The following is a 15,765-nucleotide window of genomic DNA, read 5'->3' on the forward strand; positions in this document are numbered from 1 at the left end:
ACAACAGCAAGGGGCCCGGACAACAGCAAGGGGCCCGGACAACAGCAAGGGGCCCGGACAACAGCAAGGGGCCCGGACAACAGCAAGGGGCCCGGACAACAGCAAGGGGCCCGGACCGCGGGGGACGGTCCGGGCCGGGAGTAATGCTGGGGTGAACGGGGAAGTGCGGCGATCAGCCCCCGGCAGCCTTGCTCGCCCGGCTACCGGGACCCGCCTCGACCTGGATCGGGCCGGGCTCCAAACTCCTGCACGCGTCGTCCGCCTTGCGCCACGCCGGGTCGTCCGCCCCCGGCGGCGAGTCGACGTGGAAGGTGCCCTCGCTGTCCGGGTCCGGCCAGTTGGGCAGGCCGTTGCGGCGGATGCAGTCGCCCCACTTGCGCAGCTTGGTCATCTCGTCGGCGCTGACCACGCGCTGGGTTCGGGCCGGGATGGCGCCGATGCGGGCGAACTGGTCCTGGCACTCGCCGGCCGGCTGTTTGACGAGGTCGTTCACGGACGCCGGGAAGCCCCAGTGGCCGTTGGTCTCCACCGGGTCCGGGAAGTCGGGGAAACCGTTGGCGCGCATGCATTCGGCGGCCGCGACGTACGCCTCGCGGCTCGCCCCTCCGGCCGACGCCGAGGGCGCCGCGGCGGGGCCTCCGGAGTCGCAGCCGGCCAAGGCGACGATCGCTGCGCCCGCCACGGCGAGCATACGGATTCTCATGCTGCAACGGTCGGCGACCGGGGCCGGATCCGCTTCCCCCAAAGGTAGCCGCGGCCAACCCGATTTCGAGGGAGATGGAGAGCGGATGGGGCCGCGCTGACGGCGTTGTGGTGGTCCCTGTCCCCGGCCCCGGGTGCATGCCAGTGTGGGTGACCGGTGGGCGGGGACTCCGACGCCACGGCCCGATGCTGGTTGATCCCGGCGGAACGTCGGCGGCGTGAGCCTCCGGCAAACGTTTCCGTGCCAGCATTGGAGTTTGCCATGCGGACCGTACTGCGACTGACGGGCGACCTGGATGTTCCCGCCCTCATGTCGGTGCTGGAGACGGGAGCGGTCCTCGAGACCGAGGGGCCGGGCGTCCACCGCTTGGAGTTCGCGGGGGACCACGGCGGGATCGCCGCCGCCTACGCCGCCGCCCGAGCCGGGCAATCCGTCGAGCGCGCCGACGCCGCGGCCAGCGTCGAGCCCGCCGCCGACGCCGCGGCCAGCGAGCCCGCCGACGCCGCGGCCAGCGAGCCCGCCGCCGACGCCGCCGCCCGCGTCGAGCGCGCCGCGGCCAGCGTCGAGCGCGCTGCCGCCGCGCCGCGGTACACCCTCGAGCTCACCACCGACCATCCGCGCTCCGCGGGCCGGGACCCGAGCATCGCCGAGGTCCGGGCCGACCCGCCGCTGGGCGCCGGCCGCGACACCGTTCTGGCCGCCTTCGTGGTCCTGCTCGGCCGGTACGCCGGGCAGTCCGACCTCACCATCGGCGTCGCGGACCCGGACACCGGCGAGCTCAGAGCGCTGCGCGCCGACCTGTCCGACGATCCACGCCTCGAGGATCTTGTCCAACGCCTGCGAGGGGGCGCCGCCGACCGGGACGGAACCGGTCGGCGGCCTTCGTTTCAGGTCGTGTTCGACGCGCCCGGCGCCCGCGAGCGGCGGCTCGGGGCGGGCCGGTGGGCCGGCGGGCTCGAATGCGAGGTGCTGACGGCCGACGAGGGAGCCGCCGCGCCCGACGTGGCGCTGGTCAGTCACGGCGACGAGGCTCTGTTGCGGTACCGCCGCGAGCTTTTCGACGAAACGACGGCCCAGCGGCTGCTCGGGCACCTCCGCACGCTCCTGGCCGGCGACCCCACGGCGCGCCTGTCCGAGCTGGCCATGCTCGACGCGGCCGAGTCCCGCCTGGTGCTGCAGGACTGGAACGACACCGACGTGCCGGCCGCCGACGCGGACGGCGTGCACGAGCTGTTCGAGGCGCAGGCCCGGCGCACCCCCGGCGACGTCGCCGCGAGCTGCGGCGCCGAGTCGATGACCTACGCCGAGCTCGACGCCGCCGCGAACCGCTTCGCCCGGCACCTGCGCGGGCTCGGCGTCGGGCCCGAGGTCGTCGTCGGCATCGCCCTGGAGCGCAGCCTCGACATGGTGGTGGCGCTGCTGGGCATCTGGAAGGCCGGCGGCGCCTACCTGCCGCTGGACCCGGACTATCCGCCGGACCGGCTGGCGTACATGGTCGCCGACAGCGGCGCGGCCGTCGTGATCGGCAGCGCGGCCCGGGCCCCGGCGTTCGCCGACCGGGTCGGGACCGTGTCGGTCATCGACGACCCGGTCGTCCGCGCGTCGATCGACGCCCAGCCGGGCACGCCGCTGGGCGCCGTGACCCGGCCCGACCAGCTCGCGTACGTCATCTACACGTCCGGCTCCACGGGCCAGCCCAAGGGCGTGCTCGTCGGGCACCGGGGCGTGGTCAACCGGCTCGTGCGGATGCAGGAGGTGTGGCAGCTGCGGCCGGGCGAGCGGGTGCTGCACAAGGCGCCGCTGAGCTTCGACGCGTCGGTGTGGGAGCTGTTCTGGCCCGTCGTCGTCGGCGGCGAGTGTGTCGTCGCCGAGCCGGGCCGGCACCGCGACCTCGACTACCTCATCGACCTGCTTGCGTCCGGGCGGATCACGGCGCTGCACTGCGTGCCGTCGCTGTTCCGGCTGCTGACCCAGCATCCGGCGCTGGGGGACCTGCCCGGCGTGCGCTACGTGTACTGCAGCGGCGAGGCACTGTCCACAGAGGACGTGACGCGCTTCTACGCCCGCAACTCGACCACCGTCATCGGCAACCTGTACGGCCCGACGGAGGCGTCGATCGAGGCGTCGTCGGCGATCTGCGAGCGCGGCGACACCGGCCTGCCGCCGATCGGCCGGCCCATCGGCAACGTCCGCACCTTCGTGCTCGACGCGAACCTGCGCCCGGCCGCCGTCGGCGTGCCCGGCGAGCTGTACATCGCCGGCATCGGCGTCGGCCGCGGCTACTCGGGCCGGGCCGCCCTGTCCGCCGAGCGGTTCGTCGCCGACCCGTTCAGCGGCGGCGGCGCCCGCATGTACCGCAGCGGCGACCTCGTCCGCTGGCGGACCGACGGGCAGATGGAGTACCTCGGCCGCATCGACCAGCAGGTGAAGGTCCGCGGCGTGCGGATCGAGCCCGGCGAGGTCGAGGCGGCGCTGCTCGCCCACCCGGCGATCACCGACGCCGTCGTCGTCGCGCGCGGGGAGGCCTCCGACCGCCGCCTCATCGCCTACCTCGTCGCCGAGCCGGCCCCGGGCGCGAGCGAGATCCGGGCGTTCCTGCGCCATCGGCTCCCCGATTACCTCGTCCCGTCGGCGTACGTCGTGCTGCCCGTCATCCCGCTGAACCCCAACGGCAAGGTCGACCGCCGCGCCCTGCCCGACCCGCAGGCCGACCGGCCCGAGCTGGCCGCGAGCTTCCAGGCGCCGCGGACCCCGACCGAGACGGCCCTCGCCGAGCTGTGGACGGCGCTGCTGGGCGTGGAGCGCATCGGCGTCACCGACGACTTCTTCGACCTCGGCGGCCACTCGCTGCTGGCCACCCAGGTCATGTCTCGGGTGCGCAACCGCTTCCGGGTCGAGCTCGAGCTCGCCGCGCTGTTCGAGGGCCCGACGATCGAGCGGCTCGCCGCGCTCGTCGACGGCGCGGACGGCGGCGAGGTGGCGCCGCCGATCGTGTCCGTGCCCCGCGCCGGCGAGCTGCCGCTGTCGTTCGCCCAGCAGCGGATGTGGTTCCTGCACCAGCTCGAGCCGGACTCGGCCGAGTACAACGAGCCCCTCGCCCTGCGCATCAGCGGGCCGCTCGACGTCGACGCGCTGCGCGCCGCGCTCGACACCATCGCCGGCCGCCACGAGGTGCTGCGCACGCGGCTGCTCGGCGACGCCGACGGCCGCGCGTACCAGGTCGTCGACGAGGCGACCGGCGTGGATCTGGTGCTGACCGACCTCAGGAACAAGGCCGGTGCGGAAAGCGGCGAGACCGATCCGGAGGCCGCCGCCCGGGCCTGGGTCGCCGCCGACGCCGTCGAGCCGTTCGACCTGGCCCGGGGGCCGCTGCTGCGCGCCCGGCTGCTGCGCCTCGGCGACGGCGACCACGTGCTCAGCCTGTGCTCGCACCACGTGGTGTCCGACGAGTGGTCCGTCGGGCTGCTGCACCGGGAGCTGACCGCCCTCTACCGGGCCTACCACGAGGGGCGGCCGTCGCCGCTGCCGCCGCTGGGCGTGCAGTACGCCGACTTCGCCGTCTGGCAGCGGCAGTGGCTCAGCGGCGACGTCCTGCGTCGGCAGCTGGACTTCTGGCGGGAGCGGCTCGCCGGCGCCCCCGCGCTGCAGATCCCCACCGACCGGCCGCGGCCGCCGGTGCGCTCCTCGGCCGGCGCCCGCGTGGAGTTCACGGTCCCGCCCGAGGTGACGGCCGGCCTGCGGGCGCTGGCCCGCGACGCCGGCGCGACCACGTTCATGACGCTGTTCAGCGTGTACTCCGTGCTGCTGGCCCAGTACAGCGGCCAGGACGACATCGTGGCCGGCACGCCCATCGCCAACCGCAACCGCGCCGAGACGGAGGACCTCATCGGGTTCTTCGTCAACGCCCTGGTGCTGCGGGCCGACCTGTCCGGCGACCCCACCTTCGCCGAGCTCGTCGGGCGCATCCGGCGCGTGGCCCTGGACGCGTACGCCCACCAGGACCTGCCGTTCGAGCGTCTCGTCGACGCGCTCGTCGACGAGCGCGACCGGTCCCGGACCCCGATCTTCCAGGTGCTGTTCAACTACAACCAGGGCGACGTCGGCGGGGCCGCCGCGCCGGTCGAGTCGGCCGTCGGCATCACCCTGGCCAAGATCCCGTCGCCGATCTCGATCAAGTTCGACCTGCGGCTCATCTTCGACGACGTCGACGGCGGGCTGTCGGGCGCGATCGAGTACAGCACCGCGCTGTTCGACGAGGCGACCATGCGGCGCTGGTGCGACCGGCTGCTCATGCTGCTGGCCGCGGTCGTCGCCGACCCGGCCGCGCCCCTGTCGCGCCTGCCCCGCACCACCGCGGCCGAGCGCCGCGAGCTGGAGGGGTGGAACGCCACCGCCGTGCCGGTGCCGTCCGTCGGCGGCCTGCACGAGCTGATCGCCGCCCGGGCCGGTGAGGACGCGACCGCCGTCGTCGCCGGCGGGATCGCGCTCGGCTATGGCGAGCTGGACCGAAGCGCGAACCGGCTCGCCCAGCACCTGCGCCGCCTCGGCGTCGGGCCGGAGACCGTCGTCGGGCTCTGCCTCGGCGCCGGGCCGGACGCGGTCGTCGCGCTGCTGGCCGTGTGGAAGGCCGGCGGCGCCTACCTGCCGCTGGACACCGGGTACCCGCCGCAGCGGCTCGCGTACATGCTGCGCGACAGCGGCGCCATGGTCGTCGTCGGCACCCGCGATGCCCTCGACGAGCTGCCCGCCGGCCGCCTGCGGACCGTCGCGGTCGACGACCCGTTCACCGCCGCCGCGATCGCCGCCGAGCCGGAGGCCGCGCCCGGCGTGACCGTGCAACCCGACCAGCCCGCGTACGTCATCTACACCTCCGGCTCGACCGGCCGCCCCAAGGGCGTCTGGGTCACCCACCGCGGCGTCCTCAACTACGTCCACGCGGTCGCCGGCCCGGCCCGCCTCGGCGGCGCCGGTCATCGGTACCTGCTCCTGCAGCCGATCGCCACCGACCTCGGCAACACCACGATGTTCGTCAGCCTCGCCACCGGCGGCACCCTGCACGCCCCGGGCCACGACATCGCCACCGATGCCGCGGCGATCGCCGCCTACATCGCCGAGCACGACATCGACTACCTCAAGATCGTCCCGTCGCACCTGGCCGCCCTCGCCCGCCAGACCGGCATCGGCGGCCTCCTGCCCGCCCGCACCCTCGTCCTCGGCGGCGAGGCCGCCCCCGCAACGCTCGTCGCCGACCTGCTGGCCGCGGCCGGGGAACGCGCCGTGGTCAACCACTACGGCCCGACCGAGACCACCATCGGCGTCGCCACCACCGTCCTCGGCGACGGACCCCTCACCCTCGGCCACGCGTTGCCGAACCTCCGCCTGTACGTCGCCGGGCCGTCGCTGGAGCCGGTCCCGGTCGGCGCGGTCGGCGAGCTGTACGTCGCCGGTCCCGCCCTCGCCCGCGGCTACGGCAACCGCCCCGACCTCACCGCCGAGCGGTTCGTCGCCGACCCGTTCGGAGCCGACGGCGGCCGGCTGTACCGCACCGGCGACCGCGTGCGCCGCCGCAACGACGGGCGCATCGAGTTCCTCGGCCGCGCCGACGACCAGGTGAAGATCCGCGGCTTCCGGATCGAGACCAGCGAGGTCGAGCGGGCCCTGCTCGAACACGCCGGGATCGCGGCCGCCACCGTCGTGGCCCGCGCCGACGGCGGCGAACCGCGGCTCGTGGCGTACCTCGTCGCCGCCGACGCCACCGCCGGCCTCCCGCCGGTCGGGGACCTGCGCGCGCACCTCGCCCGGACCCTGCCTGAGCACATGCTGCCGTCCGCGTTCGTGCGCCTCGACGAGCTCCCGCTGACCCCCAACGGCAAGACCGACCGCCGCGCGCTGCCCGCCCCTGACACCGTCCGGCCCGACCTCGCCGAGCAGTACCGCGTCCCGCGCACCCCGACCGAGGAGATCCTGGCCGGCATCTGGGCCGGGGTCCTGGGTCTCGACGAGGTCGGCACCGACGACAACTTCTTCGAGATCGGCGGCCACTCGCTGCTGGCCACCCAGGTCGCCTCGCGCATCCGCGCGGCCCTCGACGTCGAGCTGTCGCTCGTCACCATCTTCGACCACCCGACGGTCGCGGGCCTGGCCCGGATCGTGGAGCGCGGCGCGGCCCGGGTCGAGGCACCGGCCCCCGCCCCGGTCCCGCGGACCGGCCCCCTGCCGCTGTCGTTTGCACAGCAGCGGTTGTACTTCCTGACGCGCCTCGACCCCGATTCGATCGAGTACCACAACATCGAGGCCGTCCTCGTCCGCGGCGAGCTCGACGTCGCCGCGCTGCGGGCCGCCCTGGACGCCCTCGCCGAGCGCCACGAGATGCTGCGCACCCGGCTCGTCGACGGCGACGACGGCCGCGGCTACCAGATCGTGGACCCACCGTCCGGATTCGACCTGCGCGTCGACGACCTCAGCGACGCGCCCGACCCCCGCGCGGCCGCCCGCGCCCGGCTCGACGCCGACGCCGTGGAGCGCCTCGACCTGTCCGCCGGCCCGCTGCTGCGGGCGCGCCTCATCCGCCTCGGCGACGGCGAGCACGTGCTCGGCCTGAACTGGCACCACATCGCCTCCGACGAGTGGTCCGCCCTCGTGCTGCGCCGCGACCTCGCGGCCCTCTACGACGCCGCCCGCACCGGCACGCCCGCCCGGCTGCCGGCGATGGCGCTGCAGTACGCCGACTACGCCGCCTGGCAGCGCCGCTCCCTCGGCGGCGACGCCCTGGCCCGCCAGCTCGGCTACTGGCGCGAGCGGCTCGCCGGCGCCCCCGTCCTCGAGCTGCCGACCGACCGGCCCCGGCCCGCCGACTGGACGCCGGAGACGAGCCTCGTCGAGTTCACCGTGCCCGCCGGCGTCCTGCCCGCACTGCGCGAGGTCGCCCGCCGCGCCGGCGCCACCATGTACATGACGCTCCTCGCCGCCTTCAACGCCGTGCTGGCCCGCTACAGCGGCCAGGAGGACGTCGTCGTCGGCAGCCCGTTCGCCGGCCGCGACCGCGCCGAGGTCGAGGACATCGTCGGCTTCTTCGTGAACATGCTCGTGCTGCGCACCGACCTGTCCGGCGACCCGACCTTCGCCGAGCTCCTCGAGCGCGTCCGGCGCACCGCCCTGGGCGCCTACGCGCACCAGGACGTGCCGTTCGAGCAGGTGGTCCAGGCCGTGCAGCCGGTGCGCCGGCGCGACCGCAACCCGCTGTTCCAGGTGCTGTTCACGATGGACCGCATCGGCGACGAGCGCGTCTGGCTGCCCGGCGCGAGCACGGAGCCGTTCCCGGTGCGCATCCCCGACTCGCAGTTCGACCTCAACCTGCGCTTCGCGGAGCGGGCCGACGGCCTCGTCGGGCTGTTCGAGTACAGCGAGGCGCTCTTCGACCGCGCCACCGTCGAACGCCTCGCCGCGCACCTCGGCACGGTCCTCGCCGCGGTCGCCGCCGACGCCGGCCTGCGCCTGTCGCAGGTGCCGATGCTGACGGAGCCGGACGAGGCGCTCCTGGAGTCGTGGAACGCGACGGCGGTACCGCAGCCGTGGTCCGGCGGGGTGCTGTCGCAGTTCGCGCGGCAGGTCGCCGAGCGGCCCGGCGCGGTCGCGGTGGTGTCCGGCGCCGAGTCGCTCACCTACGCCGAGCTCGACGCGCGGGTGAACCGGATGGCGCGGCAGCTGACCGCGCACGGCGTCGGCCGCGAGTCCGTCGTCGGGGTGTGCCTGGACCGCGGCGTCGAGCTGCTGGTCGCGGTGTGGGCGATCTGGCGGGCGGGCGGAGTGTACCTGCCGCTCGACCCGGGCTACCCGCTGCAGCGGCTGCTGGACCTGGTCGCGGACAGCGGGGCCCGGGCGGTCATCGGTGACGACCGGTTCCCCGGCCCCGTGATCCGCGACGACGGCGGCATGCCCGCCGGGCCGGTCGAGGCCGAGGCGCGTCCGGACCAGCTGGCGTACCTGATCTACACGTCGGGTTCGACCGGGCGTCCGAAGGCGGTGCTGTCGCAGCACGGCGGCCTGGCGAACCGGGTCGCGTGGATGCAGGACCGGTACGGCCTGGCGGCCGGCGAGCGGGTGCTGCACAAGACCGCGATCACGTTCGACGTGTCGGTGTGGGAGCTGGTGTGGCCGCTGACCGCCGGCGGCTGCGTCGTGATGGCCGAGCCGGGCCGGCACGGCGACGTGGGCTACCTGGCCGGGCTGGTGTCCTCGGCGCGGGTGTCCGTGCTGCACTTCGTGCCGTCGCTGTTCCGCGAGTTCGTGCGGGCGCCGTGGCCGGACGGGCTGGCGTCGCTGCGGCTCGTGGTGTGCAGCGGCGAGGCGCTGCCGGGCCCCGACGTGGCCACGTTCTACGGCCGGCACGCGTCGGCGACGGTGGAGAACCTGTACGGCCCGACCGAGGCGTCGATCGACGTGTCGTGGTTCGCGGTGCCGCGGTCGTCGGACGCGGCCCAGCTGCCGATCGGCGCGCCGATCTGGAACACCCGGCTGCTCGTGCTCGACCGCTCGCTGCGGCCCGTGCCGCCCGGCGTGCCGGGGGAGCTGTACATCGGCGGCACCGGGCTCGCCCGCGGCTACGGCGGCCGGCCGGAGCTGACGGCGGAGCGGTTCGTCGCCGGGCCCGGCGGGGCGCGGTGGTACCGGACCGGCGACGTCGCGCTCTGGCGCGCCGACGGGCAGCTGCTGTTCCTCGGCCGGGCCGACCTGCAGGTGAAGGTCCGCGGTTTCCGGGTCGAGCCCGGCGAGATCGAGGCCGTCCTCGGCGCGCATCCGGGCGTCGCCGCGGCCGTCGTCGTCGGCGCCCAGGACCGGCTCGTCGCCTACGTCAAGCCGGCCGGGTACGAGATGCCCACGGTGCCGGAGCTGCGGCGGTTCCTGGGCTTCCGGCTGCCCGAGTACATGGTGCCGTCGGTCTTCGTCGAGCTGACCGCGCTGCCGCTGAACGCCAGCGGCAAGGTCGACCGGGCCGCGCTGCCGGCGCCGGACGGGCTGCGGCCGGAGCTCGACCGCGCGTACGCCGCGCCCGAGGGGCCCGTCCAGGAGCTCCTCGCCGAGGTCTGGGGCGAGCTGCTCGGCGTGGACCGGGTCGGCGTGCACGACGACTTCTTCGCCCTCGGCGGGCATTCGCTGCTCGCCACGCAGATCGTGTCCCGGGTGCGCTCGGCGCTCGCGGTCGAGGTACCGGTGAAGGCGCTTTTCGACACTCCGACCGTCGCCGGTCTCGCCGCCGCCGTCGACGCCGCCGCCCCGGGCGCGGTCGCCCCGCCGATCGTGCCCGTCGGCCGCGACCGGCCGCTGCCATTGTCGTTCGCGCAGCAGCGGCTGTGGTTCCTCGACCAGCTCGAGCCCGGGTCCGCGGAGTACATCATGCCCGCCCCGATCCGGCTGCCCGGACCGCTGGACACCGCCGCGCTCGGCGCCGCCCTGACCGCCCTGGTCGCCCGGCACGAGGTGCTGCGCACGCGGCTCGTCACCGACGACGCCGGCGAGCCGCATCAGGTCGTCGACCCGCCGGCCCCGATGGCGCCGCCGCTGGTCGACCTGTCCGGGCACGACGACCCGGCCGCGGCCGCCGACGCCTGGCTCGCCGCCGACGCCGACGCGCCCTTCGACCTCGCCGCCGGTCCGCTGCTGCGGGCCACCCTGCTGCGCCTCGCCCCCGAGGAGCACGTGCTCGCCCTCACCATGCACCACGTCGCCGGCGACTGGTGGTCCGACGGCATCCTGCGCCGCGAGCTCGCCGCGCTGTACCAGGGGATCGAGCTGGCCCCGCTGCCGGTGCAGTACGCGGACTTCGCCGCCTGGCAGCGCACCTGGCTGACCGGCGAGGTCCTCGACCGCCAGCTCGGCTACTGGCGCGACCGCCTCGCCGGCGCCGCCGTGCTCGACCTGCCCACGGACCGGCCGCGGCCCGCGATCCGCGCCAGCGCCGGCGCGATCGTCGAGTTCGCGCTGCCGGCGGCGACCACGCAGGGCCTGCGCGCCGTCGCCGCCGCCGGCGGGGCGACCCTGTTCATGACCCTGCTCGGCGCCTGGACCGCCCTGCTGGCCCGCTACACCGGCCAGGACGACATCGTCGTCGGCACGCCCATCGCCAACCGCAACCGGGCCGAGACCGAGGGCCTCATCGGGTTCTTCGTCAACACGCTGGTGCTGCGGACCGACCTGTCCGGCGACCCCACCTTCGCCGAGCTCCTCGGCCGCGTCCGCGCCGCCACCCTCGCCGCCTACGACCACCAGGACCTGCCGTTCGAACAGCTCGTCGACGGCCTCGGCGTCGAGCGCGACCGGTCCCGCACCCCGCTGTTCCAGGCCGCGTTCGACTTCCAGCCCACGACCGACGACGCCTGGCAGCGCCGCCGCGACACCATCCGCGCCAAGTACGACCTGCGGCTCGTCCTCCTCGAGGGCGACGGCGGGCTGACCGGCGAGGTCGAGTACAGCAGCGCGCTCTTCGACGCCGCCACCGTCCGGCGCCTCGTCGAGCACCTCAAGGTGCTGCTCGCCGCCGTGGCCGCCGCCCCGTCCCGCCCGCTGTCGGCCCTGCCGCTGCTCACCGCGGCCGAACGGACCCGGCTGATCGAGCGGGACAACGCCACCGCCGCGCCGCTGCCCGCCGTCGCCGGCGCCCACGAGCTCATCGCCGCCGCGGCCGCCGCCGGGCCGGGCCGCCCCGCCGTGCGCGCCGGGACCGACGTCGTCGTCTACGCCGAACTCGAACGGCGCGCCAACCAGCTCGCCCACCACCTGCGCGGCCTGGGCGTCGGCCGGGAGTCGGTCGTCGGCCTGTGCCTGCCGCGCGGCATCGACGTCGCCGTCGCCCTGCTCGCCGTGTGGAAGGCCGGCGGCGCCTACCTGCCCCTGGACCCCGGCCACCCCGAGCGGCGGCGCGCCGACATGGTCGCCGACAGCGGCGCGACCGTCGTCATCGGCCACGCCGCCACCGTCGCCGGCGGCCGCAACGCGGTGGTGCTCGACGATCCCGCGGTCCGCGCGGCCCTCGACGCGGAACCGGCCGACGCGCCCGCGGTCGACGTCCACCCCGGTCAGCTCGCCTACGTGATGTACACGTCCGGCTCGACCGGGCGCCCCAAGGGCGTCCAGATCACCCACCACGGCCTCGTCAACTACCTCGCCTGGGCCGCCCGCGCCTACGAAGCCGGCGACGCGCCCGTGCACTCGTCCCTCGGCTTCGACCTCACCGTCACCAGCCTGCTCGTGCCGCTCGTCGCCGGCGCCACCGCCGTCATGGTCGCCGCCGACGACGGCATCGACGGGCTCGTCGACACCGTCCGCGACCCCGGCGGCTTCGGCCTGGCCAAGCTCACCCCGGCCCACCTGCGCGCCCTCGCCGACCTGCTGACCCCGCCGCAGCTGGCCGCGGCCGCCCGCCGCCTCGTCGTCGGCGGCGAGGCCCTCACCGCCGCCGAGGTCGGCCCCTGGCTCGAGCACGCGCCCGGCACCGTCATCGTCAACGAGTACGGCCCCACCGAGACCGTCGTCGGCTGCTGCGTCTTCGAGCTCACCGCCGGCGACCCGGTCACCGGGGCCGTCCCCATCGGCCGGCCGATCGCCAACACCCGCCTCTACGTCGTCGACCGCGCCCTGAACCCGGTCCCGTCCGGCGTCGCGGGCGAGCTGCTGATCGGCGGCGCCGGCGTCGCCCGCGGCTACCTCGGCCGCCCCGACCTCACCGCCGAGCGGTTCATCGCCGATCCCTTTGCAACAGACGGATCCCGGGTGTACCGCAGCGGCGACCTCGTACGCCGCCGGCCCGACGGCGAGCTGGAGTACCTCGGCCGGGCCGACACCCAGGTCAAGATCCGCGGCTACCGCATCGAGCCCGGCGAGGTCGAGGCCGCGATCCGCGAACAGGCGGGCGTGTCCGCGGCGGCCGTCGTCGCCGACGGCTCGCGCCTGGTCGCCTACGTCGTCGGCGAATGCTCCGTGGACGGGCTGCGGGAGCGGCTGCCGGAGTACATGGTGCCGTCGGTGTTCGTGGAGCTGACGTCGCTGCCGCTCAACCGCAACGGCAAGGTCGACCGCGCCGCCCTGCCCGCGCCCGGCCCCGCGCCCGTCGGCGAGTACGTCGCCCCGGCCGGCCCCGTCCAGGAGCTCCTCGCCGCCGTCTGGGCCGACATCCTCGGCGCCGAACGCGTCGGCGCCGAGGACAACTTCTTCGCCCTCGGCGGCCACTCGCTGCTGGCCACCCGCGTCGTGTCCCGCATCCGCGCGGCCCTCGGCGTCGAGGTACCCGTCGCTGCCGTGTTCGACGCCCCGACCGTCGCCGGCCTCGCCGCCGCCGTCGACGCCGCCACGCCGGGCGTGGCCGCCCCGCCGATCGTGCCGGTCGGGCGCGACCGCCGGCTGCCGCTGTCGTTCGCCCAGCAGCGGCTGTGGTTCCTGAACCAGCTGGAGCCGGACTCGGCCGAGTACAACATGCCGATCGTCATCCCGGTGCCCGACGACGCCGACGTGGCCGACGCGCTGCGGCGGCTGGTGGAGCGGCACGAGGTGCTGCGGACCCGGCTCGTCGCGGGCCCGGACGGCCTGCCGCACCAGGTGATCGAGCCGGCCGGCCCGATCGACCTGCCCGTGCTCGACGGTTCGGTCGAGGAGTGGCTGTCCGGGCCGGCCCGGGTGCCGTTCGACCTGGCGGCGGCGCCCCCGATGCGGGCCGCCCTGCTGCCGGCGGGTCCGTTCCTGGCGCTGGCCATGCACCACGTGCTCGGCGACGAATGGTCCGAAGGCATCCTGCGGCGGGAGCTCTCGGCCCTGCTCGCCGGGGAGGCGCTGGCGCCGCAGCCGGTGCAGTACGCGGACTTCGCGACCTGGCAACGGCAGTGGCTCACCGGCGACGTCCTCGACGGGCAGCTGGCCTACTGGCGCCGCCGCCTCGACGGCGCGCCCGCGCTGGAGCTGCCGACCGACCGCCCCCGCCCGGCCGTGCGCGGCAGCGCCGGCGCCGTCATCGAGTTCGCCGTGCCGGCCAGCGTCACCGACGGGCTGCGCGGCCTGGCCCGCGACGCCCGGGCGTCGATGTTCATGACCCTCTTCGGCGCCTTCACGGTGCTGCTCGAGCGGTACACCGGCCAGAGCGACATCGTCGTCGGCACGCCGATCGCGAACCGGAACCGGGCCGAGATCGAGGGCCTCATCGGCTTCTTCGTCAACACGCTGGTCCTCCGCACGGACCTGTCCGGCGACCCCACCTTCGCCGAGCTGCTCGGGCGGGTGCGCGCCGGGACCCTGGCCGCGTACGCGAACCAGGACCTCCCCTTCGAACAGCTCGTCGACGCCCTCGGCGTGCCCCGGGACCGCTCCCGGACGCCGCTGTTCCAGGTGCTGTTCGACTACGGCCGCCACGAGGGCGTCGCGCCGGCGGTCAACGGGGCGGCGGACCCGATGCCGGCGGTCTACGACCTGAGCGTGAGCTTCAACGAGTACGACGTCGGGCTGGTCGGGGAGGTGCAGTACAGCACGGAGCTCTTCACGGAGGCGACGGCGCGGCAGATCGTGGCCCACCTTGGCGCCGTGCTGGCCGCGGTGGCGGCTACTCCTGGCCGTGCGCTGTCTCGGCTTCCCCTGCTGTCTTCGGCGCCTTGGCACGGTGCTGCGCTCGCGTTGCCGGCGGTCGGGGGTGTGCACGAGCTGTTGCCGGCGTCGTCGTCTGCGGTGGCGGTGCGGGCTGGTGATGTGTCGTTGACGTTTGCGGAGTTGGATGCGCGGGCGGCGCGGTTCGCGGGTTGGCTTGCTGCACGGGGTGTTGGTGCGGAGTCGGTGGTGGGTCTGCGGCTGCCGCGGGGTGTCGATCTGGTTGTGGCGATGCTGGGTGTGTGGAAGGCCGGTGCTGCCTATCTGGCGCTGGATCCGTCGTATCCGGTGGAGCGGCTGGAGTTCATGGTCGCGGATGCCGGCGTGTCGGTTGTGGTGTCGGCGGTTGAGTACGGGGATCCGTTCACGGCGGCGGCTGTGCATTCGGCCCAGGCGGCCTGTGTCATTTACACATCTGGGTCTACGGGTGTGCCGAAAGGCACGGTGGTGCCGCACAGCGCGCTGCTGGGTGTGCTCGGCGGCTGGTCGGCGGTGGGTTTCACCGGGCATTCGTGGTTGACGCTGGCCAGTGCCAGTTTTGATGTGTTCACGGGTGATGTGGTCCGTGCGCTCGCGGCTGGCGGCACGCTCGTGATCGGTGATGTCGGCGCTCAGCTCGACACCGCCGCCTGGCACGGGCTGCTCACGACGGCCCGGGTCGAGGCGTTCGAGTCCGCGCCGCGGTACGTCGACGAGTTGGTCTCCTATGTCGAGCGGACCGGTCTCGAGCTGCCGGATCTGCGCCTGGTGGTGGTGACGACTGATGTGTGGCGGCTCGAGTCGGTGGCCCGGGCGCAGCGGGTGCTCGGGGTTCGTGTGCTCACGGCGTACGGGGTGACTGAGGCGACCGTTGATTCCACGTTCTGTGAGTTGTTCGGCGATGGGGTGGGGCCGGCGCCGATTGGTGGGCCGTTGCCGGGGGTTGAGTTGCAGGTGTTGGATGCGGTGCTGCGGCCTGTGCCGTTGGGTGTTGCCGGGGAGTTGTTCGTCGGCGGGGTTGGGGTGTCCCGGGGGTATCTGGGTCGTCCTGGGTTGACGGCTTCGCGGTTTGTTGCGGCGCCTGGTGGGTCGCGGTGGTATCGGACCGGGGACCGGGTGCGGCGCACGGCCGCTGGGTTGGAGTTCCTCGGCCGGGCCGACGAGCAGATGAAGGTGCGTGGGTATCGGATTGAGCCTGGTGAGGTTGAGTTTGCGCTGACCCGGCATCCCTCGATCGACGCTGCCGTGGTTGTTGCCGATGATTTGGATCGGTTGGTGGCGTATGTGGTGCCGGCTGTGCCGCCGGTGGAGGAGTTGCGGGCGTTTGTGGGTTCGCGGTTGCCGTCGTACATGGTGCCGGCGGTGTTCATGGGCTTGGATGTGTTGCCGTTGACGCCGAACGGGAAGGTGGATCGGGGCGCGCTGGCTGGGGTGCGGGCTGAGGTTGACGGGTTTGTGGCGCC

2 protein-coding genes are annotated in these 15,765 nt (G+C 74.7%); one reads left to right on the forward strand and one right to left on the reverse strand.

The window, feature by feature from the left end; translation table 11 throughout:
• Nucleotides 1-172 precede the first annotated feature (172 nt).
• On the reverse strand, nucleotides 173-703 hold the full coding sequence (locus AB0B76_RS57065; protein ID WP_360394262.1) for a hypothetical protein: 531 nt from the start codon (nucleotides 701-703) through the stop codon (nucleotides 173-175).
• Nucleotides 704-964: 261 nt separating this feature from the next.
• On the opposite strand from AB0B76_RS57065, the gene AB0B76_RS57070 reads away from it, so the two are divergent.
• Nucleotides 965-15,765: non-ribosomal peptide synthase/polyketide synthase (locus AB0B76_RS57070; RefSeq protein ID WP_360394265.1), on the forward strand; the 14,801-nt coding region annotated here is incomplete at its 3' end.

It is taken from the genome of Dactylosporangium sp. NPDC049140 (genome assembly GCF_040648435.1).

Coding starts and splice junctions, on each gene's coding strand:
- AB0B76_RS57065 (WP_360394262.1), bottom strand. CDS start 703: ATGAGAATCCGTATGCTCGCCGTGGCGGGCGCAGCGATCGTCGCCTTG.